The 21943-nt window shown below is 73.1% G+C and carries 18 protein-coding genes; 11 read left to right on the top strand and 7 right to left on the bottom strand.

Annotated elements, in window-relative coordinates:
- Nucleotides 1-21: 21 nt before the first annotated feature.
- The 3 genes from PSU4_RS15935 (at nt 22) to PSU4_RS15925 (ending at nt 3272) form a co-directional block, all read left to right on the top strand.
- On the top strand, nt 22-1212 hold the full coding sequence (locus PSU4_RS15935) for an ABC transporter permease (RefSeq protein WP_147108780.1): 1191 nt from the start codon (nt 22-24) through the stop codon (nt 1210-1212).
- Between the two features lie 43 nt (nt 1213-1255).
- Nucleotides 1256-2407: a sugar ABC transporter substrate-binding protein gene (locus PSU4_RS15930; protein WP_147108777.1), complete on the top strand. Its 1152-nt coding sequence runs from the start codon at nt 1256-1258 to the stop codon at nt 2405-2407.
- 316 nt (nt 2408-2723) lie between these two features.
- Nucleotides 2724-3272, top strand: coding sequence for a hypothetical protein (locus tag PSU4_RS15925; protein WP_147108774.1), 549 nt, complete (start codon nt 2724-2726; stop codon nt 3270-3272).
- Here PSU4_RS15925 and PSU4_RS15920 read toward each other — a convergent pair.
- Genes PSU4_RS15920 through PSU4_RS15905 form a run of 4 tightly spaced genes read right to left on the bottom strand, consistent with a single transcriptional unit; the run spans nt 3214 to nt 5922 of the window.
- On the bottom strand, nt 3214-4137 hold the full coding sequence (locus PSU4_RS15920) for an energy-coupling factor ABC transporter ATP-binding protein (RefSeq protein ID WP_147108772.1): 924 nt from the start codon (nt 4135-4137) through the stop codon (nt 3214-3216). The genes PSU4_RS15925 and PSU4_RS15920 overlap by 59 nt on opposite strands.
- Complete coding sequence (gene cbiQ / locus PSU4_RS15915) at nt 4137-4874, bottom strand: cobalt ECF transporter T component CbiQ (protein ID WP_147108769.1); 738 nt, start codon at nt 4872-4874, stop codon at nt 4137-4139. Before cbiQ ends, PSU4_RS15920 begins: the two co-directional genes overlap by 1 nt.
- Complete coding sequence (locus PSU4_RS15910; RefSeq protein WP_147108766.1) at nt 4874-5230, bottom strand: energy-coupling factor ABC transporter substrate-binding protein; 357 nt, start codon at nt 5228-5230, stop codon at nt 4874-4876. The genes cbiQ and PSU4_RS15910 overlap by 1 nt, the downstream gene beginning before the upstream one ends.
- The gene (locus PSU4_RS15905; protein ID WP_147108765.1) at nt 5227-5922 is read right to left on the bottom strand and encodes an energy-coupling factor ABC transporter permease; all 696 of its coding nucleotides are present in this window, start codon (nt 5920-5922) and stop codon (nt 5227-5229) included. The genes PSU4_RS15910 and PSU4_RS15905 overlap by 4 nt, the downstream gene beginning before the upstream one ends.
- 354 nt (nt 5923-6276) lie before the next feature.
- On the opposite strand from PSU4_RS15905, the gene kdpF reads away from it, so the two are divergent.
- From kdpF to PSU4_RS15880, 5 genes are read left to right on the top strand one after another with little or no spacing between them, the layout of a single operon-like run.
- On the top strand, nt 6277-6378 hold the full coding sequence (gene kdpF, locus PSU4_RS15900) for a K(+)-transporting ATPase subunit F (protein ID WP_147108762.1): 102 nt from the start codon (nt 6277-6279) through the stop codon (nt 6376-6378).
- A 39-nt stretch (nt 6379-6417) separates the two neighbouring features.
- Entirely contained in the window at nt 6418-8061 is a 1644-nt protein-coding gene (gene kdpA, locus PSU4_RS15895; RefSeq protein WP_147108760.1) for a potassium-transporting ATPase subunit KdpA, read from the top strand.
- Complete coding sequence (gene kdpB, locus PSU4_RS15890; protein WP_147108757.1) at nt 8058-10043, top strand: potassium-transporting ATPase subunit KdpB; 1986 nt, start codon at nt 8058-8060, stop codon at nt 10041-10043. The genes kdpA and kdpB overlap by 4 nt, the downstream gene beginning before the upstream one ends.
- A gap of 1 nt (nt 10044) precedes the next feature.
- The gene (locus PSU4_RS15885) at nt 10045-10623 is read left to right on the top strand and encodes a potassium-transporting ATPase subunit C (RefSeq protein ID WP_147108754.1); all 579 of its coding nucleotides are present in this window, start codon (nt 10045-10047) and stop codon (nt 10621-10623) included.
- Between the two features lie 2 nt (nt 10624-10625).
- Entirely contained in the window at nt 10626-13217 is a 2592-nt protein-coding gene (locus PSU4_RS15880) for a DUF4118 domain-containing protein (protein ID WP_147108752.1), read from the top strand.
- Here PSU4_RS15880 and PSU4_RS15875 read toward each other — a convergent pair.
- The gene (locus PSU4_RS15875; RefSeq protein ID WP_246115148.1) at nt 13189-14220 is read right to left on the bottom strand and encodes a class I SAM-dependent methyltransferase; all 1032 of its coding nucleotides are present in this window, start codon (nt 14218-14220) and stop codon (nt 13189-13191) included. The two genes, PSU4_RS15880 and PSU4_RS15875, sit on opposite strands and share 29 nt — an antisense overlap.
- A 139-nt stretch (nt 14221-14359) precedes the next feature.
- Here PSU4_RS15875 and PSU4_RS15870 point away from each other — a divergent pair, with 139 nt between their 5' ends.
- The gene (locus PSU4_RS15870; RefSeq protein WP_147108746.1) at nt 14360-16465 is read left to right on the top strand and encodes an alpha/beta fold hydrolase; all 2106 of its coding nucleotides are present in this window, start codon (nt 14360-14362) and stop codon (nt 16463-16465) included.
- Here the strand turns inward: PSU4_RS15870 and PSU4_RS15865 are convergent.
- Together PSU4_RS15865 and PSU4_RS15860 are read right to left on the bottom strand one after the other, a co-directional pair.
- The gene (locus tag PSU4_RS15865) at nt 16462-19626 is read right to left on the bottom strand and encodes an ATP-binding protein (RefSeq protein WP_147108743.1); all 3165 of its coding nucleotides are present in this window, start codon (nt 19624-19626) and stop codon (nt 16462-16464) included. The two genes, PSU4_RS15870 and PSU4_RS15865, sit on opposite strands and share 4 nt — an antisense overlap.
- Before the next feature lie 87 nt (nt 19627-19713).
- Complete coding sequence (locus PSU4_RS15860) at nt 19714-20388, bottom strand: phosphatase PAP2 family protein (protein ID WP_147108740.1); 675 nt, start codon at nt 20386-20388, stop codon at nt 19714-19716.
- A gap of 92 nt (nt 20389-20480) precedes the next feature.
- Here PSU4_RS15860 and PSU4_RS15855 point away from each other — a divergent pair, with 92 nt between their 5' ends.
- Both PSU4_RS15855 and PSU4_RS15850 read left to right on the top strand, forming a co-directional pair.
- A complete protein-coding gene (locus PSU4_RS15855) occupies nt 20481-21308 on the top strand; it encodes a phosphotransferase (protein ID WP_147108737.1) in 828 nt (275 codons plus the stop codon).
- Nucleotides 21309-21416: 108 nt separating this feature from the next.
- Nucleotides 21417-21935, top strand: coding sequence for an ester cyclase (locus tag PSU4_RS15850; protein WP_147108734.1), 519 nt, complete (start codon nt 21417-21419; stop codon nt 21933-21935).
- Nucleotides 21936-21943 lie beyond the last annotated feature (8 nt).

Genomic DNA, 21943 nt, shown 5'->3' with positions numbered 1-21943 from the left:
GACCAGCCAAGGAGTTCCTCAATGTCCGCGACACTCGCGGTGACGCAACAACGCGCCGGTTCCGGCGCGAACCGGCTCGGCCTGTCGAACTTCCTGCGGTCGAGCATCACGTTCATCGTGTTCCTCGTGCTCTTCGCCGTGCTGAGCCTGTGGCTCGGCGGCTCGTTCCTGAGTGCGCAGGACCGCATCTTCGACCTCCACCAGAACGTGCCGCTGCTGGTGCTCGGCCTGGCCGCCGTGACGATCCTCAGCGTCAACCAGTTCGACCTGTCCATCGGTGGGATGGCGACCCTCACCGCGTACCTGAGCGCGGGGCTCTACGCCGACAACGGGTTTCCGATGTGGTTGGCCATCGTCGCCAGCCTCGCGGTGGGCGTGGTCGGCGGGTTGGTCAACGCCCTGCTCGTGGTGAAGATGCGGATCAACGCGTTCATCGCGACGATCGGCACCGGCGGCGTCTTCCTCGGCGCGTCCCGGGTGTACGGGAACGGCACGGTGCTCGTTCCGGACGAGGGTCTCCCGGGCTGGTTCGCCGGGCGCGAGTCGTTCGGGAGCTTCTCGTCGAAGGTGCCCGCCGTCGTGATGTGGGTGGTGCTCGCGCTGCTCCTCGTCGGTGCCGTCGCGTACGTGGTCCGCACCCTCCGGGCGCCGGCCGCGACCCCATCGCTCAGGTCGATCCGGGTCGCCTGTGTTGTTGTCGGCGCCGCCGTCGCGATCGCGATCTGGCCCACGATCACGGGTCTGGTGCCCCTTACTGTCGCGTTCGTCCTGTTGGTGGCAATCGTGATGTGGCTGATGTTCACCCGCACCGTCTTCGGGCGGTATCTGTACGCCACCGGCGGGAACCCGCGGGCCGCCCGGTTGGCCGGAGTCAAGGTGGAGCGTCAGACCACGATGGCGTTCGTCATCACCGGCCTGCTCGCGTCGGTCGCCGGCGTGGTCCTCGCCGCCAACCAGGGCTCGGTCGCGGTCGACGTCGCGCAGCCGATGCTGCTGCCGGCCTACGCCGCGGCCTTCCTCTCGACCGTCCTGCTCTCCACCGGCCGGCTGCACGTCTGGGGTTGCATCCTGGGCGGTCTGTTCGTGGTCTGGATCCGCCAGGCACTGATCATCGGCGGGGTCCCCTTCACCTGGGCCGAGGTCGTGAACGGCGGCGTGCTCGTCGCCGCCGTCGCCGCCTCGCGCCTACTCACGTCCAAGGACCGGCGTTGACCGGGCAACTCGCACCGACACACCATCGAAGGAGTCTCAACCGATGAACCATCCACGCGCCCGAATCGCGGCGGCGGTGTTCGCCACCGCCGGGATGCTCCTGCTGAGCGCATGCGGCTCCGGCGACCGGTCGGCCGCCGGTGACGCAACCGCCACCTCGGCGGCCGACCCTGCCAAGGCCGAGATCGTCGCCGCGGCCCAGCAGCGGATCGACCAGGCCCTGCGCACCACCGCCGACGACATCCAGAAGCCGCCGACCGAACCGTTCGACCCGGGCACGAAGAAAGTCATGGTGATCAGCTGCTCGCAAGCCGCCGCGGCGTGTGCCGCGGAGTCCGCAGCGGTCGTCGAGGCCGCGGAGCTGGCCGGCTGGACGCCCTCGCCCATCCTCGACTCCGAGTTCCGGGCGGACAAGGTGGCCGGCTTCGTGAACGAGGCCATCAATCAGAAGTACGACGCGATCGTCTACGCGAGCGCGAACCCGAACGACATCGTCGACACGGCCAGGGCCGCGGCCGACGCCGGTATCGTCCAGGTCGCCTTCAACAACCCGGTCGGCGACGCCCTGAAGGACGCCGTCATCCAGGTCACCCCGGACAACGTGCAGCGTGGTCATCTGATCGGCGACTGGATCATCACGCAGTCGAACTGCAAGGGCACGGTGCAGGTCTACGACGACCCGGCGTACCCCGTCAGCACACTGCAGGTCCACTCGGTTGTCGAGCAGCTCCAGCAGTGCGGCGACAGCATCGAGATGGACTCGACCGACATCGCGACCTCGGACCTGGCCAAGCCCGGCCCGCCCTTCTGGACCGCTGCGCTCGCGCAGAACCCGCGCGGCTCGATGGACTTCGCGGTTACGCCCTACGACTCGGTGTCGGCCCCGATGGCCCGCACGGCTGCCGACCAGGGCCGGGAGGACGTCAAGATCACTGGATTCGACGGTGCTCCGGAGAACGTCAAGCTGATCGCCAGCGGTGAGCAGGCCGTCTCCGTCACCTCGCCGTTCGGCTACCTCGGCTACGTCGCGATCGACCAGGCCGCTCGCAGGATGGCCGGCCTCCCGCTCTACGACGCGACTGCCGTCCCGGCACGTCTGGTCACCGCCGATAACGCTGCCTCGTTCCCGAACTTCTGGGAGCCGGAGGGATTCGACTACAAGGCAATGTTCGCCGGCATCTGGGGCAAGAAGTAAGACTTCAGGGTCAGCGCGGGCCTCGTCTGAAGATCGGGGCCCGCGCACCCCGGGAGGAGGGCCCGCGCAGCCCGGGTACGGATCCGCGACGCGGTGCCGGAGCTGTTCGCGGAGGGCGGGGTGGCGGGCCACCCCGCCTCCGGACCTGCGGAGCCGATGGTCCCCCGATCGGCCGGGGCAGCTGTCCACCGCCGCACCCTTCGGTCGACCGACCGCGGGCGGCGCCGGGGGACGGCACGGTGGTCGTAGCGGCAGCAGCCGCAACCACCGCGCCGGGGGACGCACCGCGACCCGGCGCCTCGAACCAGGAGTCGTCATGCGCATGATCACCACGTTCGGTGCCGCCACGGTGATGGCGGCCGCGCTGCTCGGGACGGCCGGGGTGTCCGCGGCCGCTGCCGCGCCCTCGACCGACGCCACAGGCGTCTCCCGGACGGCCGGGGTGGTCGACGGGAACGCGTCGTCGCGGGCCGTCTACCACCGGACCTTCACCGTGATCAACAACAGCAGCTACACGCTCGCGCTGGCGGGTTACGACCTCACCCATCCGGACGACGAACTCCCGTTCCCCGACGCGGTCGTGCATCCCCAGGAGGAGATCGCCTTCAACGTCACCTACCGGTTCCTGGAGCAGCGGGAGGTGGGGGTGTACTTCACGGTGATGGATCCGGCGGGCTCCATGGTGGGTGTCTACCACCCGGTGCTGAGGGTGGACGGCGGCGCGGGACTGGCGGGCGTCGAGGTGCGGGAGATCCCCGATCAGCTCGGCTGGCTCCCGCCGAGCAACGTGGTCGGGGAGCCCGAGATCACGGAGGTGTTCGACCGGGTCCCGTGGACGCCGCCGACGGACGCGCAGCGTCTCTGACCCGGTGGGCAGGGGCGGGGGGTGCGCCTGCGGCGCGGTCGGGCCGGAGCGCTGCGACGGCGGCGTGCAGGTCCGTCGCGGTGAGGGGGGCGGCGTCGGAGCCGAGGGCGCGCAGCAGCTCCCGTACCGCCGGCGCCCAGGCCGGTCCCAGCCGTGCCGACCGCAGGAGCTCGACGTCGGTGAGGGCGGCGTCGGCGGTCGTCGTGTGGACGCGGCCGTCGTGCACCACGGCGACCTCCTGCGCCCAGCGGTAGGCGAGGTCGACGTCGTGGGTCGACAGGACGATGGTGGTCCCGGCGCGGTGCAGGTCGTCGAGGGTGGCGACGAGCTCCTCGACGCCTTCGGGGTCGAGGCCGGCGGTGGGTTCGTCGAGGATCAGCACGCCCGGGCGCATGGCGACGGCCCCGGCGATCGCGACGCGCTTCTTCTGTCCGAAGGACAGCAGGTGGGTGGGGCGGTCGGCGAGGTTCGCGACGCCGAGCGCGGTGAGCGCGGTGTCGACGCGCTGCTCGACGTCGGCGCGCGGCAGCCCGAGGTTGAGCGGGCCGAAGGACACGTCCTGGGCGACGTCGGCGGCGAAGAGCTGGTCGTCGGGGTCCTGCAGGACGAGCTGGACGCGTTCACGCAGCCGGGTCAGGTCGGCGCGCTTGCGTCGCAGGGGGGTGCCGTCGACGATCACGGCGCCGTCGGTGGGTTCGAGGAGGCCGAGCAGGAGCCGGAACAGGGTGGTCTTGCCGCCGCCGTTGGGGCCGAGCACGGCGAGGCGGCGGTTCTCGTGGATCTCGAGGTCGGCCCCGACGAGGACGGGCCGGCCGGGTTCGTAGGAGAAGACGAGGCCGGCGGCCTGCAGTACGGGGGTGGCCATCAGGGTGCCAGGAGCAGGGTCGAGGCGACGATCGCGGCGAGCAGCGCGGTCGTCGCGATCAGGAACGGTGGCGAGATCGGGCGGGCCGGGACGAGGACGTGCAGCGCGCCGTTGTAGCCGCGGGACGCGAGGCCGTGTTCGAGGCGGCGGGCCCGGTCGAAGGCGCGGACGAAGACGGCGGCGCCCTGGCCGGTGAGGGACCGGAAGGTCGTCGGCCAGGTGCGGAAGCCGAGCCGGCCGGCCTGGGCGTCGCGGATGACCCGGATCGATTCCAGGAGCAGGAACAGCATGCGGTACATGAGCGACGCGATCTCCGTGACGGCGGGCGGGACGCCGAGTTTCTCGAGCCGGGGCAGGAGGTCGGCGAGTGGTGTCGTCGCCGCGAACAGCAGCAGGCACAGCAGTGCGGCGACGGCGCGGCCGCCGAGCTCGAGGGCTCTGGGCCAGCCGGTGGGGTCCCACGCGATCCAGGGTTGCCCGCCGATGGCGACGAGCAGTGGCAGCATGCCGGTGACGACGAACCCGAGCGGTACCCGCACGGCCCGCCACAGCGCCCGCGGTGCGAGCCCGGCCGGGCCGAGCACGAGGACGAGCGCGGCGACGCCGACGATCGCGGCGCCGGGCCAGGTCGGCAGGGCGACGGCGAGCACGAGCAGGCCCAGCGACAGCAGGGCCTTCTCGCCGGGGTGGCGGGTGCGCCAGCGGTTGGTGTAGGCGGCCGCGTCGAGCGGCAGCATCAGGAGTCGCGGGCGTCGACCGGCTGTGGACGGTCGGACTCACCCTCCGCCGCCGCGGCGGCGGCAGCGGCCTCGCGGGCGAAGCGGCGCTTCGTCCTGGCGACGCCGAAGTAGTAGCAGACGACGCCGGCGCCGATCGCGGCCTGCAGCGCGAACAGCCCCGACTCGATCTCGCCCGACGGCGGCTCGTACAGGGAGCTGAACCACGGCTCGTAGTCCGGGTGCGACTCGGTGATGGACTCTTCGGCGATGCCGTCGGCACCTCCGAACTCGCCTTCGATGAACAGCACCGGGATGGCGGCGAGGGCCACCACGGCCACGACGATGAGCCAGTTGAGCAGCGTCGACCGCTTCACGCGTCGACCTCCTTCGAGGCGGCGGGGGTGGCCGCGGGCAGGATGCGGAGGCGGCGCAGCTCGTCGGGGCTGATGCGGACGAGCAGGCGCACGACGAGCAGCGTCAGGAGACCTTCGCTGATCGCGAGCGGGATCTGGGTGATGGCGAAGATGGAGCCGAACTTGACGATCGCGCCGCCGATGCCGGACGCGGCGTCGGGGAACGCGAGGGCGAGCTGGACGCTGGTCACGCAGTAGGTGGCGAGGTCGCCGAGCGCCGCGGCGAGGAAGACGCCGAGGCCGAGGCCGCCGCCGAGGCGGCGGGTCAGCCGGTAGACGCCGTAGGCGACCCAGGGACCGATGATCGCCATCGAGAAGACGTTGGCGCCCAGGGTGGTGAGCCCGCCGTGGGCGAGCAGCACGGCCTGGAAGAACAGGACGATCGTCCCGAGCAGGGCCATGACGGGTGGTCGGAACAGGACCGCGCCGAGGCCGGTGCCGGTGGGGTGCGAGCAGGAGCCGGTGACCGACGGGATCTTCAGTGCGGAGAGGACGAAGCTGAACGCTCCGGCGGCGCCGAGCAGCAGCTTGGTGTCGGGCTCCTCGCGGACCTGCCGGACCACGGCTCGGGCGCCGTGGATCACGAACGGTGCGGCCGCCACTCCCCAGGCCGCTGCGTGCAGCGGCGGCAGATAACCCTCGGCGATGTGCACTACTGGTCTCCCAACGGGCAGAGCAAGGACGGGCGGGACCGTAAGGCGTGATACTTGCTGAGGTCAATACTTGACTATGTGCTCAATGGTGTGGTGGTCAGGCCAGTGATCGGCTCACGGGTGACGGTGGTCTCGCGGGCGTCAGGATCGCGTCAAGACCGCCGGTGAGGGCGTCAAGGTCGCGTCGGGAAACCGCTGCGGACCGCCGGCCGGACCGACACTCGGCGACGTCTGCGCCAGAGGGTCTGGCGAGGGTGTCCGAGGGAGTTGTCCGGTGGCCGATGTGCTGTACGCACTGCTGCTGGTGGGCGGGTTCGTCGTCCTGGTGCTGTGCCTGCGCGGTCTGGAGCGGCTGTGAGCACCGCCGACGTCGTGACGAACGTGGTGGGCGGCGTCGTCGCGCTCGCGCTGCTCGTGTACCTGCTGGTCGCGCTGCTGCGGCCGGAGAGGTACTGACGTGCGTCCCGACGTGCGCGGCCCCGCGGAGGGACTGTCATGAACGACACCCTCGCCGGTCTGCTCCAGGTCGCCCTGCTGCTGGTCCTGCTCGCGGCCTGTCGGGCTCCGCTGGGGGACTGGATGGCGACGGTCTTCACCACGCAGCGGCACTGGCGGGTCGAGGCGTTGATCTACCGGGTGGTGCGGGTCGACCCGTCGTCCGGGCAGCGGTGGCCCGTCTACGCCGCCGGCGTGCTGGGCTTCTCGTTCGTCTCGATCGTGCTGCTCTACCTGCTGCAACGGCTCCAGCCGCTGCTGCCCGCATCGTTCGACCGCGGCTCGGTGGGTCCGGCGACAGCGTTCAACACGGCGATCTCGTTCGTCACCAATACGAACTGGCAGTCCTACGTCCCCGAGCAGACGCTGGGCAACACCGTGCAGATGGCGGGCCTCACGGTGCAGAACGTGCTGTCGGCGGCGGTCGGCATCGCGGTGGCCGTGGCGCTGGTCAGGGGGTTCGTCGCGAGCAACACCGACCGGATCGGCAACTTCTGGGTCGACCTGACCCGCGCGGTCGTCCGCATCATGCTGCCGTTCGCGTTCGTCGCCGCCGTCCTGCTGCTGGTGATGGGTGTGACGATGTCGCTGCGCTCCGGTGCGGACGTGGGTGGCACCACGTTCCCGCTGGCTCCCACCGCCTCCCAGGAGGCGGTCAAGCAGCTCGGCACCAACGGCGGCGGCATCTTCAACGCCAACTCGGCGCACCCGTTCGAGAACCCGAACGCACTGTCGAACCTGTTCGAGATCTTCCTGATGCTGGTCATCCCAGTGTCGCTGACCCGCACGTTCGGCACGATGGTCGGCAACCGCCGGCAGGGCTCGGTCCTGCTGGCCGTCATGGGCGGCCTGTGGGCGATCATGCTGACGCTCGCCTGGCTCGCGGAGACGCACCCCACCGGCGCGGCGGGGATCGCGGCCGGAGCGATGGAGGGCAAGGAGACCCGCTTCGGGATCCCGTCGTCGATCCTGTTCGGGGTGTCGACGACCGGCACCTCCACCGGCGCGGTCAACTCCTTGCACGACAGCTGGTCGGGCGGCGCGGGCGGCGTGACGTTGCTCGACATGCTGCTCGGCGAGGTCGCGCCGGGTGGCGTGGGCGCCGGGCTCTACGGGCTGCTGGTGCTCGCGATCATCGCCGTGTTCCTGGCGGGGCTGATGGTCGGCCGCACCCCCGAGTACCTGGGCAAGAAGCTCGGCCGACGCGAGGTCACCGCCGCCGCGGTGTCGATCCTCGTGATGCCGACGGTCGTCCTCGTCGGCGCCGGCCTCGCGATCGCCCTGCCCGGCACCCTCGACGCGCTCAACAACGACAGTGCGCACGGCTTCTCCGAGGTCCTGTACGCCTACGCGAGCGCCGCCAACAACAACGGCTCCGCGTTCGCCGGGATGACCGTGACCAGCGACTTCTTCCAGTCGACGCTCGGGATCGCGATGCTGCTCGGCCGGTTCGTGCCGATCCTGGCGGTCCTCGCCCTCGCCGGTTCCCTCGCGCGGCAACGCCGCGTCGAGACGGACCCCGGGACCCTCGCGACCGACAAACCGCTGTTCGGTGTGCTCGTCGCCGGGACCGTCGTCCTCGTCGCCGCACTCACCTTCTTCCCGGCGCTCGCGCTCGGGCCCATCGCGGAGGCACTGGCATGACGACCACCCTGGAGAGACCCGCATCGGTGGACGCGGGGGCGTTCAGCCCGCGCAGCCTGTGGACCTCGGTCCCCGACGCGTTCGGAAAGCTCGACCCCCGCACCCAGCTGCGCAACCCGGTCGTGTTCGTCGTGTGGACCGGTTCGGTGCTGGTCACGCTCGACGCGATCTGGCAGCCGACGCTGTTCGGCTGGCTGATCGCCGGCTGGCTGTGGTTCACCGTGCTCTTCGCGAACCTCGCCGAGGCCGTCGCCGAGGGCCGGGGCAAGGCACAGGCCGAGTCGCTGCGGAAGACCAAGCGCGACACCGTCGCCCGGATGGTCGACGGCACCACCCGCGGCGCGTCGCAGCTCGCGGTCGGGGACCGGGTCGTCGTCAAGGCGGGCGAGACCATCCCCGGCGACGGCGACGTCGTCGAGGGCATCGCGACCGTCGACGAGTCGGCCATCACCGGCGAGTCGGCACCCGTCGTCCGGGAGGCCGGCGGCGACCGCTCCAGCGTCACCGGCGGGACGACCGTGCTGTCGGACCGCATCGTCGTCGAGATCACGACGAAGCCGGGGGAGTCGTTCGTCGACCGCATGATCGCGCTGGTCGAAGGGGCGTCGCGGCAGAAGACACCCAACGAGATCGCGTTGACGATCCTGCTGTCCGCCTTGACGATCATCTTCCTGCTGGCCGTCGTGGCGTTGCAGCCGATGAGCGCCTACGCGGGCGGGCCGCAGAGCGTCGTCGTCCTGGTGGCGCTGCTGGTGTGCCTCATCCCGACGACGATCGGTGCCCTGCTCTCGGCGATCGGCATCGCGGGCATGGACCGGCTCGTGCAGCGCAACGTCCTCGCCACATCGGGTCGCGCCGTCGAGGCCGCGGGCGACATCGACACCCTGCTGCTCGACAAGACGGGCACGATCACCTTCGGCAACCGGCAGGCCACCGAGCTGATCCCGGACGACGGGGTGTCGGTCACGGAGCTCGCGTCGGTGGCCCGGCTGTCGAGCCTCGCCGACCAGACCCCCGAAGGGCGCAGCGTCGTCGATCTCTGCGTGCGGGAGTTCGCGCTGCCCCGCGAGGCGTCGGCGGAGGAAGCGCGGGCCCAGTTCGTGCCCTTCACCGCCCAGACCCGGACGTCCGGGATCGACATCGGCGGGCGCCGGATCCGCAAGGGAGCGGTCACCGTCCCGGACCCCGTCACCGACGCCATCTCCGACGAGGGCGGCACCCCGCTCGTCGTCACCGAGAACGACCGCGTGCTCGGCGTCATCCGGCTCTCCGACGTCGTCAAACCGGGTATCGCGGACCGCTTCGCCGAGCTGCGGGCCATGGGGATCCGGACGGTCATGGTCACCGGCGACAACCCCCGCACCGCCCGCGCCATCGCCGCGCAGGCCGGCGTCGACGACTACATCGCCGAGGCCACGCCCGAGGACAAGATGGCCTACATCCAGCGGGAGCAGGAGGGCGGCCGGCTCGTCGCGATGACCGGCGACGGCACCAACGACGCGCCCGCGCTCGCGCAGGCCGACGTCGGCGTCGCCATGAACACGGGGACGGCCGCGGCCAAGGAGGCCGGCAACATGGTCGACCTCGACTCCGACCCGACGAAGCTGATCGAGATCGTCGAGATCGGGAAGCAGCTGCTCATCACCCGCGGTGCGCTGACGACGTTCTCGGTGGCCAACGACCTCGCGAAGTACTTCGCGATCCTGCCGGCGATGTTCGCGACGCTCTACCCGTCGCTGGGCGCGCTGGACGTGATGGGGCTGCACTCGCCGCAGTCGGCGATCCTGTCCGCGGTGATCTTCAACGCGCTGATCATCGTCGCGCTGATCCCGCTGGCCCTGCGCGGCGTGCGCTACCGGCCCACCTCCGCCGACCGGCTGCTGCGGCGCAACCTGCTCGTCTACGGACTCGGCGGCGTCGTGCTGCCGTTCGTCGGCATCTTCCTCATCGACCTGCTCGTCCGACTGATCCCGGGAATGTGACGTGTTCACCACGCTGCGCAGGCAGGCCGGCACCGGCCTCGCCGTGCTGATCGTCTTCACCGTGCTCTGCGGCCTCGTGTACCCGCTGCTCGTGTGGGGGGTGTCCCGGATTCCGGGGCTGTCCGCCACGGCCGAGGGGCAGGGCCCGGTCCCGGTGGTCGCCGTCGACCCCGTGGCCGCCGACGCCGCCGCCGACCCGTACTTCCACACCCGGCCCTCGGTGGCGTCGCTTCCCGCGTCCGGCGGGTCGAACAAGGCGCAGGACTCCGTCGACCTCCTGACGGTGGTGTCGCAACGCCGCGCGCTCATCGCCCAGCGCGAGGACGTCGCCCCCGCCGCGGTGCCCGCCGACGCGGTCGCGGCGTCGGCGTCCGGCCTCGACCCCGACATCAGCCCCGGCTACGCGGCGCTGCAGACCGTGCGGGTCGTGCGGGTGACCGGCCTGTCGGAGAACCGGGTTCAGCAGCTCGTCGCCGACGCGACGGACGGGCGGATACTCGGCTTCCTCGGCGAGCCCACGGTGAACGTGCCGGAGCTCAACGCCGCGATCGCGGCAGCGACGACGTCACGACAGGAGTGAGGATGACCGGGCCTCGCACACCGGGGGAGCTGCGCATCCACCTGGGCGCGGCGCCGGGCGTCGGCAAGACCTACGCCATGGTGTGCGAGGCCAGGCGCCGACGCGACCGCGGCACCGACATCGTCGTCGGCGTCGTCGAGACCCACGGCCGGGCGCGGACCGCCGAGCTGCTCGACGGGCTCGAGGTCCTGCCGCGGCGCGACACCCGCGTCGGTGGGGAGCTCGACGTCGCGGCCGTCCTCGACCGGCGCCCCGAGGTCGTCCTGATCGACGAGCTCGCCCACACCAACGCCCCCGGCAGCGTGCACGAGAAACGCTGGCAGGACGTCGAGACCATCCTCGCCGCCGGGATCGACGTCCTGTCCACTGTCAACATCCAGCACCTGGAGTCGCTCAACGACGTCGTCGAACGGATCACCGGCGTCCGCCAGCACGAGACCGTGCCCGACGAGTTCGTGCGCCGCGCCGAGCAGATCGAGCTCGTCGACATCACCCCGGAGGCGCTGCGGCGTAGGATCGCGCACGGCAACGTCTACGCCGCCGAGAAGGTCGACGCCGCGCTCGCCAGCTGGTTCCAGGTCGGCAACCTCATCGCGCTGCGCGAGCTGGCGCTGCTGTGGGTGGCCGACGAGGTCGACGTCGCCCTGCAGCGCTACCGCAGTGACAACCACATCCGCGAGACCTGGGAGACCCGCGAACGGGTCGTCGTCGCGCTCACCGGCGGACCCGAGTCGGAGACCGTCCTGCGCCGCGCCACCCGCATCGCGAAACGCGCAGGTCAGGCCGATCTCCTCGCCGTGCACGTGCTGCGCGGCGACGGCCTGGCCGGAGCCCCCGTCGGGGCCAGCACCGCGCTGCGGCGCCTCGCCGACGACGTCAGCGCCAGCTTCCACACCGTCGTCGGCGACTCCGGGGCCGCCGGGGTCGCCGACGCGCTGCTGGAGTTCGCCCGCGGCGCCAACGCCACCCAGCTGGTGCTCGGGACGTCGCGACGCTCCCGCTTCGCCCGGCTCTTCGACGCCGGCATCGGCGCCCACGTCGTCGCCGAGTCCGGGTCGATCGACATCCACATGGTCACCCACGGCGCCGCCGGGTCCGCCCTGCGCGTGCCACGCGTGCGCACTGCCCTGCCGACGAACCGGCGGCTCCTCGGCTGGGTGCTGGGCGTCGTCGGGCCGGTGGTCGCGACCGTCCTCGGCGCCACCCTCGGCGAGGTCATCGGCCTGTCGACCGACGTCGTGCTGTTCTTCCTGGCGACGATCGTCGCCGCCCTGGTCGGTGGCCTCGGGCCGGCCCTGCTCGCGGCGCTGCTCGGCGGCCTGCTGCTGAACTTCTTCCTCACCCCGCCGCGGTACTCGCTGACGATCAACGAGCCCGAGAACGCGGTCACCCTCGTCGTCATGCTGGTCGTCGCGGTGCTGGTCGCGCTCGTCGTCGACCGGGCCGCCCGCCGCGGCGAACAGGCCGCCCGCGCCCGGACCGAGGCGGCGCTGCTGGCCTCGTTCGCGCGCACCGTCCTGACCAGGGCAGACCCGGTGCCGCGACTCCTGGCCCAGGTGCGCGAGACGTTCGGGCTCGGCAGCGTCGCGCTGCTGGAACGCGACGGCGGTGACTGGCGGCGGGTCGCCGTCTCCGGGCCGCCCGACTGCGCCCGCCCCGAGGACGCGGACGTCGACGTCCAGGTCGAGTACGGGCTGCACCTCGTCGGGACCGGACGCTCCCTGCCCGCCTACGACCGTCGGCTGCTGGAGACCGTCGGCGGCCAGGCCCTGCTCGCCCTGCGCAGCCAGCGCTCGGACGAACAGGCCCGCCGCGCCCAGCGGCGCGCGGAGGCCAACGAGACCCGAAGCGCCCTGCTCTCGGCCGTCGGCCACGACCTGCGCACCCCGCTGACCTCGATCAAGGCTGCCGTCGGGAGCCTGCGCGACGCGTCGCTGCCGCTCTCCGGCGACGACCGGACCGAGCTCCTGGCGACCGTCGAGGAGTCGGCCGACCGGCTCACCGGACTCGTCGACAACCTCCTCGACTCGTCCCGGCTCGCCGCCGGCGCCGTCGACCCCCTGCTCGAACCCATCGGCTACGACGAGGTCGCCGCCCGCGCCCTGCTCGGGCTCACCGAGGCCGAGCGGGTCGTCGTCGAGCTGGCGGAGGACCTGCCCGACGTCGTCGCCGACGTCGGCCTGCTGGAACGCGTCGTCGCCAACCTCGTCGACAACGCGCTGCGCCACGGCCGCGGCGCCCCGGTCGTGCTGCGGGCCAGCGTCCACGACGGCCGCGCCGAGCTGCGCGTCGTCGACTCCGGCCCCGGCGTCCCGAAGAAGCAGCAGGACAAGCTGTTCGCGCCGTTCCAGCGGCTCGGCGACCGGCACGCGACCGGTGTCGGCCTCGGCCTGTCGGTGGCCCGGGGCCTCACCGAGGTCATGGGCGGCAGGCTGACCGCCGAGGACACCCCCGGCGGCGGCGTCACGATGGCGATCTCACTGCCGGCCGCCGGATGCCCTGTGAGTGGCGATAGTCGCTATAGCGACTATCGCCACTCACAGGGCAGTTCCAGCACGGTCACGGTCAGGGGCGGGCCTCGAAGACGTTGTTGAACGGCGTCTCGGCAACCCGCCGGAACCGGGTGAACCCCGCGTCCCGGGTGACCGCGGCGATCGCGGCCTCGCCCGCCTGGGCCCCGAGCGAGTAGCCGCCCGGCTGCGAGAGCCCGTTCGGGACGCACAGGAAGCTGGAGAACGAGTAGTACACCCGGCCGACCGGGTTCAGGTTGCCCTCCACGGTGTCGGTCGCGGCCGGCTCCACGATCATCCAGGTGCCGTCCGGCTCCAACGCCTCCCGGACGTGGCGGGCCGCGCCGACGGGATCACCCATGTCGTGCAGGCAGTCGAACGTCGTCACCAGGTCGAAGCCGGTCCCGGTGAACGACTGCGCCGCCGCCACCTCGAACGACACCCGCCCCGCGACGCCCGCGTCCGCCGCCCGCTTGCGCGCCTGCTCGATCGACCCCGCGTGGTAGTCCGACGCCGCGACCGTCGACCGCGGGTACTCGGCGGCCATCAGGACACTGGAGGCGCCCAGCCCGCAGCCGACGTCGGCGATCCGCGCGCCCGCCGTGAGCTTCCCGACGACGCCGTCGAGCGCGGGCAGCCAGCTCCCGACCAGGTTGGCGACGTACCCGGGCCGGAAGAACAGCTCGCAGCCGTCGAACACGTCGTCGTCGTGGGTGTTCCAGCCGACCCCGGCGCCGCTGCGGAACGCCTCGGTGATCCGCGGTTCGGCCTTCAGCGCGCCGAGGGCCAGGACGAACGCGCCCGGCAGGTACACCGGTCCGTCGGGGTTCGCGAGGGCGAACTCCTGCTCCTCGGTCATGGCGAACCTGCCGGCGTCCGCGTCGTAGGTGAGGTAGCCGCCGGCGGCCTGCCCGCGCAGCCATTCGGCGAGGTAGCGGGGGTGGCAGCCGGTCCGGTCGGCGAGCTCGTCGGCGGTGGCGGGGCCGTCGGCCAGAGCCCGGTAGAGCCCGAGCCGGTGCCCGACGACGACGTTTCCCGCCGCCATCGTCGCGCCCAGGTCACCGGCGAACCTGAAGACGAAATCCATCAGTTTGTCCTGGTCGAGTGCCATCGACGTGCCCCCTGTCGTATCGGTCGTGTGCCGGGGAAGCGTCCGGACGGTGGTTGCGCCGGGATTGCAATGGGCCTGCAATGGCCGCGCCGACACTGGCACCGGGAGGTGGGCGATGCGCGCGCTGCAACCCGACATCGCGGGGTTCGTCGAGCGGGACGGCTACCGGCTGGGCTACGAGGTGTTCGGCGCGAAGTCGGCCGGACCGACCGTCTTCCTCGTTCCGCCCTGCCCGATCGTCGACTCACGCCTCTGGAAGGCCCAGGTGCCGTTCCTGGCGCGCCACCACCGGGTCGTGACGGTCGACCCACTGGGCAACGGGCGCTCCGACCGGTGCACCGACCCCGCGCGGCTCGGTCTCGACGCCCTCGTCGCGGACCTGGTCGCGGTGCTCGACACCGCCGACGTCGAGCAGGCGGTCCTGGTCGGGCACTGCTCGGCGGCATGGCGGTGCATCGTCGCCGCGGCCCGGCACCCGGAGCGGGTGCTCAGGGTCGTCGCGATCTGCCCGAACCCGGTCGCGCTCGCGCCCGGGCTGCCCGCCCGCTCCGTCCACGACCACCGGGCACCGCTGGACACCGACGACGGATGGGCGAAGGACAACTGGCACTACTGGCGACGTGACCTGCGCGGATTCCTCGAGTTCTTCTTCGGGGAGCTGCTCGTCGAGCCGCATTCGACCAAGGTGTGGGAGGACGGCGTCGAGTGGGGGCTCGGGACCTCGGCCGAGGTGCTGATCGTGGTGGGCCGGGCCCCGGGCGCGCTCGACCTCGCCGCGACCCGTGCGGTGGCGCGGTCCGTCGAGTGCCCGGTGCTGGTGATCACCGCGACCGAGGACCGCTGCGTGCCGCCCGAGCGCGGCGAACGGCTCGCCGAGCTCGTCGACGGGCAGCTGCTCGTCCTCGACGGTGCCGGGCACCTGCCGATGGCGCGGGAACCCGTCGTCGTGAACACGGCCATCCGGGGGTTCGCGGCCCGCTTCGAGCCACCGCAGCCGGTCCGGCGGTGGCGGCGCCCGCTCGACCGGCCGAAACGCGCCCTCCTGGTGTGCTCGCCGATCGGTCTCGGGCACGTCCGCCGCGACCTCGCGATCGCCGCCGAGCTGCGCCGTGCCCGGCCCGGCCTGCAGATCGACTGGCTCGCCCAACCACCGGTCGCCGGCGTCGTCGCCGAGGCAGGGGAACGCGTGCACCCGGCGAGCGCGTGGCTCGCGGGGGAGTCCGCGCACATCGAGGCCGAGGCCGGCGAGCACGACCTGCGCGTCTTCGAGGCGGTGCGCCGGATGGACGAGATCCTCGTCGCCAACTTCATGGTCTTCGCCGACGTCGTCCGCGACGACCCCTACGACCTGTGGATCGCCGACGAGGGCTGGGAGGTCGACCACTTCCTGCACGAGAACCCCGAGCTCAAGACGGCCGCCTACGCCTGGCTGACCGACTTCGTCGGCTGGCTGCCGATGCCCGCGGGCGGCGGCAGGGAGGCCGCGCTGACCGCCGACATGAACGCCCAGATGCTCGACCAGGTGGCGCGGACGCCGCGGCTGCGCGACCGCGCGGTGTTCATCGGGGACCCCGACGACGTCGTGCCCCTCGACTTCGGCCCCGACCTGCCGCCCATCCGCGAGTGGACCGCCCGCAACTACGACTTCGGTGGGTGGGTGTCCGGGTTCGAACCGGTCACCGATCGCGACGCGCTGCGCGCCGAGCTCGGCTGGGGTGGCGACGACCGGGTCTGCGTGGTGAGCGTCGGCGGCTCCGGGGTGGGCCTGCACCTGCTGCGCCGGGCCCTGGACGCCCACGCCGCGATCGCCCGGGCGATCCCGGGGCTGCGGATGGTCGTCGTCGCGGGCCCGCGGATCGACCCTGCGGCGCTCGCCGCGCCGCCGGGCGTCGAGGTTCACGGCTACGTTCCCGACCTGCACCGGTACCTCGCCGCGTGCGACGTCGCGCTCGTGCAGGGCGGGCTGACGACGACGATGGAGCTCACGGTGAGCGGGCGCCCGTTCGTCCACGTGCCGGTACAGAACCACTTCGAGCAGAACATCCACGTCCGGCACCGCCTCGACCGGCACGGAGCCGGCCGTCGCCTCGACTACGCCGACACCGGCCCCGAGCAGCTCGCGGCCGCGTTGGCCGGCGAGCTGGCGCGCGACGTCCACCCACCGCCGGTCCGGTCGGACGGAGCGCGGCGGGTCGCGGAACTGCTCGCGGAGCTGGTCTAGTCCGCGCCGGCCCGGTCAGTGAGGTCCGCGCCCGCCCGGTCGGCGACGGCGCGCGCGAGGGGTTCGAGCGCGGTCCATCCCTCGTCGCGTGACGCCGTGAGCAGCGGCGCGACCGCCGCCGCGGCCCGGTCACGGTCGCCGCGGGCGAGGTGGGCCCGCCCGATCGAGAGGTAGGCGTCGCACCCACCGAACCAGGCCGAGCCCGGCGGCGCGTCGATCGAGCCGAGCAACGCGTCGGCGTCGGCCAGGACGGTCGCCGACCCGGTCACCTCCGCCAACGGGCCGAGGCAGCGCAACAGGTGCGCCTCGGCGCCGTTGGGGCCGGCCCGCTCCAGCGACCGCTCCAGCACCCGGACGGCCTCGGCCCGCTCACCGGCCTCGATCAACGTCGCACCGAGCACCGCGCCCGCGTCGGAGACGAACCACCGGTGCGACAGCGACGAGGCCAGCGCGACGGCCCGCCGACCGTGCGCCAGCGCACCGTCGATGTCACCCCGCAGACGGGCGACCCAGCCGAGATGGGCGACGAACCACGACTCGTGCACGGGGTGCCCGCTGCGTCGGTTGACGACCAACGCGTCGTCGATGCGGCACTGCGCGGTCGCCCAGTCGCCGCGCGCCACGGCCGGGAAGGCGGACTCGAACACGCACCACTGCAGGAGCTCCAGATGACCCGACCGGCGCAGGAGGGGTTCGAGCTCGGCCAGCACGGGCGGGAGCTCGGCGAACCGCCCGAGGTAGGTCAGGGCGTTCTTGCGCCCGTCGAGGGCCACCGCCAGCGCCGTGTCCGATCCCGACCTCCTGGCCGCCGCGACGGCCCGTTCGCTCGACGCGAGCGCATCGGCGAACCGCAGCCGGTTGGTGGACAGCACCGCCGACCAGCCGAGGATCTCCGCCGTCACGGCGTCGTCGCCCAGAGACTCCGCGATCACCAGCCCGGCCCGCAACGACCGCGCGCACTCGGCGGCCGGCACCCCGATGGCCAGCGACGCGTGCCCGCCCAGCGCCCGCAACGCCAGCATCTCGCTGTGGCGGTCACCCACGTCACGGGCCGTCGCGAGCGCGGCGTGGTCGTCGCCGGCCGCGCGCCGGTACTCACCGATCGCCTCCCGGACCCGGCCCCGGGCCAGGTACACGCGGGCGACGTCGCCGGTCGCCCGGGCCTGCTCCGCGTGGCTCAGCGCGCGGCCCAGCAGGATCTCGGCGTCGGTCATGGCACCCCGTCGGGTCGCCTCCGCGGCGGCCGCCTCCAGGGCGCGGGCCGCGCGGACCAGGTCGTGTACCGCGGCCGCGTGCACCGCGACCGCCTCAGGTGTGTCCGCGAGCAGGTCGGCGGCACGGTGGTGGTGGGCACGCCGCAGCGGCTCCGGCGTCGTCGCGTAGAGGATCTCGTGGAGCAGGTCGTTCGCGAACTCGTACCGCGACCCTGCGGGCACGAGCAGCCGCGCGGCGACGGCCCGCTCGCACCGCTGCACCGCGACGTGCGCCGCCACGCCGAGCATCCCCGCGACGACCTCGGGGTCGACGCTCGCCCCGACCACCGCGGCCGCCCGCAACAGGTCGGTGGTGTCGGCACCCGCAGGCTCCAGCCGGTCGACGACCGCCGACCGCAGCGACGCCGGCACGTCCGACGCCCCCGCGCGCAGCCCGCCGAGCGTCTCGACGACGAACAGCGTGTGCCCGCCGGTGCGGGCCAGGATCGCGTCGGCCATCGGGGCGTGCCCCGCCGCAGCGGCGAGCGTCGCGACGGCGGCGGCGTCGAGCGGGCCCACCGCGAGCTGGGACCCGACCGGCCCCAGCAACGCCAACACATCGTGGCCCTCCTCGACGCGCACCGTCGCGACGACCAGCAGCGGCGTGTCCGCGGTGCGCCGGGCGAGGAAGTGCACCAGCTCGACCGTCGCGGCGCCGGCGTTCTGCAGGTCGTCGAGCACGAGCAGCGTCGGTTGCCCAGCGGCGAGCGCGGCGAGGACGCCGGTCACGGCCTCGAACGTGCGGCGCGTGGCGACGTCGGTGCTGGTCCGTTCCGCGGCCGGCGGGCCGAGCACGGGCGCGAGCGGGGGGAACAGGTCGACGAGGGCGGACGCGTGGAGGCCCGCGGCCGCTACCAGGTCGGGTGCGGACATCCCGGACAACGTCGTCGTCAGCGCGTCGACGAACGGCTGCAGGAACAGCGACCGCTCCGCCGCGTAGCAGCGGGTGAACAGAACCCGCCCGCCCGTCGACGTGGCGGTGTCCCGGAGCCGGTCCGCCAGCGTCGTCTTCCCGATCCCCGCCTCCCCGACGAGCAGCACCAGCCCGCCCCGGCCGGCCACGGCCGCGGTCCACGCATCCAGGAGGACCTGGGACTCACGGTCTCGGCCCGTCGGGGGCCGGCCCGTGGGCGGCCTCGTCGGCGGTGTCCGGCCCGGGGGCGCGCGCCGCCCGCGGACCAGGGCCAGGTGCAGCTCACGCGTCTCCGGCGCGGGATCGACGCCGAGCGAGTCCGCGAGCGCGACGCGCAGCCGCTCGAACACCGCGAGCGCGTGCGCGGGCTCGCCCGACGCCTGGTGGGCGGCCATCGCGAGCCGGGCCGCGGACTCGTCGAGCGGGTCGTCGGCCAGCGCCGCGGCCGCGGCGGCCACCGCGGTGACGTGGTCCCCGCAGCGTGTCGACGCGTCCGCCGCGACCAGCCGGGCCGCGCGCAGCAGCCGTTCCGCCTCGGCCCGCGCCGGTGCCGCCCAGTCGGCGTCGGCCTCGTCGACCAGCACGGCGCCCGTCCCCAGCAGCCGCAACGCCTGCTGCGCCGCCGCGGCCGCGAGACCCGGCTCGGTGGCCGTCCGGGCGGTGGCCTCGGCGACGAACCGTGCCGCGTCGTCGACGTCGACACGGACCTCGGGCGGGCCGCCGAGGCGGTACCCGTCCCGCCCACCCAGCACCACGGCCGGTCCCACCGCCGCCCGCAGCCGGCTGACCAGCGTCGCGACGTTCTCGACCGGCCGGGCCGGCGGCGCGTCACCCCACAGGACGTGGACCAGCTCGTCGGCGGGAACGGTCCGGGTGCGGTGCACGGCCAGCGCCGCGAGCAGCCTGCGTGCCTTCCGGCTGCCGAGCGTGACGTCGGCGGAACCGTGCGACTCCACCGCGAAGCTGCCGACGATCCTCACCACGACGGCAGCCACCGCCGGAGTGTCCCGCCGACCGGCCCCGAGGAGAAGCGCCCGACGACCCGACCCTGATCGGGTGCGTACGGCGACGGATCCGTCGCTTCACGCACCCGATCGACGATCTCCAGCACGGTCGATCGCGGCGGCGGCGACGACCGTCATGACCACGGCCAGGCAGAATCCGCCGATCGTGTCGGTCGGGTAGTGGGCCCGCTCCGCGACCAGCCCGACCGCGACGACCACCGCCACCGCGACGGTCAGCAGCGCGCCGACCGTCAGCGCGAGTACGCGACGCTCCCGCACCACCCCGGCGACGACGAGCGTCAGAGCCAGCACGAGAGCCGTCGCCCCCGCCGTGTGGCCGCTGGGGAACGCCAGGTCGCCGGTGGCGATCGTGCGCCCCACCAGCGGTTTGAGCACCAGCTCGGCGATACCCGTCAGCCCCGGACCGGCCACGACGACCGCGGCGGGGCGCCACCGCCGCCGCCACGCGCACCACGCCCCGACGAGGACCGCGACCGCGACCACGAACACCGGCTCGCCCGCGGCGACGGCGACATCGGTCCAGCCGTCGGGAAGCACGTGCAGGCCCCGAACCAGGTGCTCGCCCCACGCGTCGAACGACGTCGGCGCGGCCGTGTGGGCCACGAGCACGCCGAGCAGCACGAGCGCCACCGCGCACCCCGCCGCGACGACGGCGGCGGATCGGCGCAGGCCCGTCGGCAGCAATCGGGGGTCGACGAGAACGGGGGAGGGTGCCGGGGGCGTGACGATCACATCACCGAGGTTATGGAGCGGACCGGAAGCGGATCACCAGCCGAAAGCCAACGCCCGGCAAACGATTCGGGGGCGCCGGTTAGGGTCCGACGGTGACAGGCCTCGACCCCCGCCAGACAGCGCTGCTGCAGGCCTGGCTCCCCGGCGCGGAGCTGGTGCGCGACCTGTCGTGGGGGATCGTCGGCACCACGGTCCTGCAACTGCGCCACGAGGGTCGCGACGTGATCGTCAAGGCGGGCGACGACGCCGATCACCACATCGCGCGGGAGCTGCGCGCGCACCAGGAGTGGCTGCGGCCGTGGCGGGGCAGCGCCCCGGAACTGCTGCACGGCGATCCCGCCGCGAAACTGCTGGTCACCGCGTACCTTCCGGGGGAGCTCGTCGAGGGCCGGCCCGAGGAGACGGACCCGGACACGTACCGGCAGGCGGGACGGTTGCTGGCGCGGCTGCACGAGCAGGCCAGCACCGTCGACACCGGTTACGAGCGCCGGATGCGCGAGCGGTCGCAAGCGCACCTCGACTCCGCGCACCGCGTCGACCCCGAGACCGCGGCCCGGCTGCGCTGCGAGGTCGCGGCGTGGCCCGACGAGCCCGCGACGCTCGTCCCCACCCACAGCGACTGGCAGCCGCGCAACTGGCTCGTCCACGACGGGGTCGTCGCGGTGATCGACCTCGGCCGCGCCGACCTGCGGCCCGCGCACACCGACCTCTGCCGGCTCCAGGTGCAGCAGTTCCGCGGCCGGCCCGACCTGGAGGCGGCGTTCGTCGACGGCTACGGCCACGACCCGCGGACGCAGCCCGGGTGGCGACGGGAGCTGCTACGCGAGGCCATCGGCACCGCGGTGTGGGCGTTCCGGGTGGGCGACGAGGCGTTCGAACAGCAGGGACACCGCATGATCGCCGACGTCCTCGGCGCGTGAAGGACGGCCCATGGTCGCAACGTTCGTCCTGCTCGGGTCGGGCTGCTGGTCGTCTGCGGGGGTGCGGGGGAATACTCCGACCGTCGACGCCGCCGACCCTGGGGAGCCATGACCGCGAGTTCCACCGACGTCCAGGATCTCCTCCGCCGCATGTTCGATGCGTTGTCGGCCTGCGACGAGGCCGCGCTGGCCGAGGTGATCCATCCCGACGCGACCAACCGGGAGGCCGTCCGCGAGCCCCTCGCCTGCCGCGGCCGCGGCCCGGCGGCGTTCGTGGCCACGGCCCGCTGGCTCGCCACCGCGCACTCGGGGCTGCGGTGGGAGGTGCGGGAGGTCGTGCAGGAGGGCGACCTCGTCGTCGCCCACACGACGATGAGCGGCAGGCAGACCGGCCCATTCCACGTCCACACCGCCGACGGCGCGATCGAAACCGTGTTCCCGGCGACGGGCCGCGCCTTCGCGGCTCCGCAGACGCACTGGCTGCGGCTCGTCGACGGCATGGTGGTCGAACACTGGGCCAACCGCGACGACATGGGCATGGCCAAGCAACTGGGCTGGGTGCCGCCGGGGCCCGTCTACCTGGCGAAGATGGTGCTGGCGACGCGCCGGGCCCGCGCCGCGGCCTGACCCGTGGC

Source organism: Pseudonocardia sulfidoxydans NBRC 16205, assembly GCF_007989085.1.
Lineage (GTDB): Bacteria > Actinomycetota > Actinomycetes > Mycobacteriales > Pseudonocardiaceae > Pseudonocardia > Pseudonocardia sulfidoxydans.
The sequence above is the reverse complement of the archived record's forward strand: the minus strand, read 5'-3'. Positions and strand labels throughout refer to the sequence as shown.

Bases quoted from the DNA above. Each gene is read 5' to 3' on its own strand.
- PSU4_RS15935 (WP_147108780.1), top strand. From the start codon at position 22: ATGTCCGCGACACTCGCGGTGACGCAACAACGCGCCGGTTCCGGCGCG.
- PSU4_RS15930 (WP_147108777.1), top strand. From the start codon at position 1,256: ATGAACCATCCACGCGCCCGAATCGCGGCGGCGGTGTTCGCCACCGCC.
- PSU4_RS15925 (WP_147108774.1), top strand. From the start codon at position 2,724: ATGCGCATGATCACCACGTTCGGTGCCGCCACGGTGATGGCGGCCGCG.
- PSU4_RS15920 (WP_147108772.1), bottom strand. From the start codon at position 4,137: ATGGCCACCCCCGTACTGCAGGCCGCCGGCCTCGTCTTCTCCTACGAA.
- cbiQ (WP_147108769.1), bottom strand. From the start codon at position 4,874: ATGCTGCCGCTCGACGCGGCCGCCTACACCAACCGCTGGCGCACCCGC.
- kdpA (WP_147108760.1), top strand. From the start codon at position 6,418: ATGAACGACACCCTCGCCGGTCTGCTCCAGGTCGCCCTGCTGCTGGTC.
- kdpB (WP_147108757.1), top strand. From the start codon at position 8,058: ATGACGACCACCCTGGAGAGACCCGCATCGGTGGACGCGGGGGCGTTC.
- PSU4_RS15880 (WP_147108752.1), top strand. From the start codon at position 10,626: ATGACCGGGCCTCGCACACCGGGGGAGCTGCGCATCCACCTGGGCGCG.
- PSU4_RS15875 (WP_246115148.1), bottom strand. From the start codon at position 14,220: ATGGATTTCGTCTTCAGGTTCGCCGGTGACCTGGGCGCGACGATGGCG.
- PSU4_RS15870 (WP_147108746.1), top strand. From the start codon at position 14,360: ATGCGCGCGCTGCAACCCGACATCGCGGGGTTCGTCGAGCGGGACGGC.
- PSU4_RS15850 (WP_147108734.1), top strand. From the start codon at position 21,417: ATGACCGCGAGTTCCACCGACGTCCAGGATCTCCTCCGCCGCATGTTC.